Origin of the sequence: Neoroseomonas rubea (assembly GCF_016106015.1) — a bacterium.
Lineage (GTDB): Bacteria > Pseudomonadota > Alphaproteobacteria > Acetobacterales > Acetobacteraceae > Neoroseomonas > Neoroseomonas rubea.
In genome coordinates this window covers 1-1317 of the sequence record NZ_JACADQ010000590.1, presented here as the reverse complement: position 1 = coordinate 1317, position 1317 = coordinate 1, and the positions used below count along the sequence as shown (strand labels likewise).

At 73.1% G+C, this 1317-nt stretch carries 1 protein-coding gene; it reads left to right on the top strand.

From position 1 onward, the window contains the following. Positions 1 to 244 precede the first annotated feature (244 nt). The coding region (locus HW577_RS25115) for a cache domain-containing protein (protein ID WP_269769598.1) at positions 245 to 1317 on the top strand (1073 nt) is incomplete at its 3' end.

Below are 1317 nucleotides of genomic sequence, written 5' to 3'. Positions count from 1 at the left end.
GCGCCGTGCGAGGCGGGATCGCGCGTCGGAGGCGGCCTGCGGGTGTCTGCGCCGCCCCAGGGCCTGGCCGGCCGTGCGCAGTCCGGGCGTCGTGACCGGCGCCGGCGGCCCTGCCGGGCGGCGGATCGCCCGGGCGTGAGCCCGGCATCACTAAATTTAAACCTCTCCGATCAAGACTGCGTGACACCTGTTTCCGCTTCGGGAGGCGGCCAGGTCCACTGGTCCGAGAGAGACGATGGACGTGATGCCGGTCGACAGCGCTGCCACAGCTGCGCGGCTGCCCTTGAGCAAGCGCTTCGGCACGGCGTCCCGTCTGCTCGTCGGCGGTATCGTCCTGGCCGGCACGCTGCTCGGCCTCGCTGCCATCACCATATCGAGCACGCGGGACAATGCGCTGCGCGACGCGCAGCGCGAACTCGGCAACATCGCCCTGACGCTCGGGGACCATTCGGAACGCGCGCTGGAAGCGATCGAGGTCGCGATCAACGGCGTGCTGGAACGCGCCGCGCTCGAACAGGCGCTGACCGGGCCGCAGGCCTTCGCCGGCTGGGCGCAGGCCTACTCCACCCACATGGCGCTCGGATCGCGCGTCGCGCTGCTGCCCCAGGCGGATGCGATCGTCCTGCTGAGTGCGGAAGGGCGCGTCGTCGGCTCCTCCCGCTTCTTTCCGCCGCCGCCCAACGACCTGTCCGACCGGGCCTACTTCCAGGCGCTGCGCGCCGGCGGCCCGCCCTTGGTGATCGGCCCGCCGGTGCTGAACCGCGGCACCAACACCTGGGCCTTCCACCTGGCGCGGCGCGTCGAGGCGTCGGACGGCACCTTCCTCGGCGTCGCGATCGGCGTCATCGAGCTCGCCTATCTCGAGCGGATCTACGGCACGCTCGGGCTCGAGCGGCGCGAGCGCGTCTCGCTGTATCGCAGCGACGGCGTGATGCTCGCGCGCCATCCGCGGCTGGAGGAGGAATTCGGCCGCAACTTCGCCGGCACGGCACGGTTCCCGCCCCTGACCGATGGCGCGCATCTGGTGGTCCGGCGCGGCGCCTTCGAGGATAGCGAGGAGCGGCTGGTCGGCATCCACGCGCTCGAGCGCTATCCGCTGCGCGTGCAGATCAGCACGCCGGTGGATGCGGTGCTCGCGCAGTGGCGCTCGCTCGCGACGCGGCTCGTGGGCGGGTCCCTGATCGCCGTCGCCGTCCTCGTGCTCGCGGTGATCGCCGCGCTGCGGGCCAATGGCGCGGAAGCGCGCGCCGCCGCCGCGCGGGTGCGGCTGGAGCGGGAGCGGCGCGAGGCGGCCGAGCTGCGCCTCGCACGCGCGCG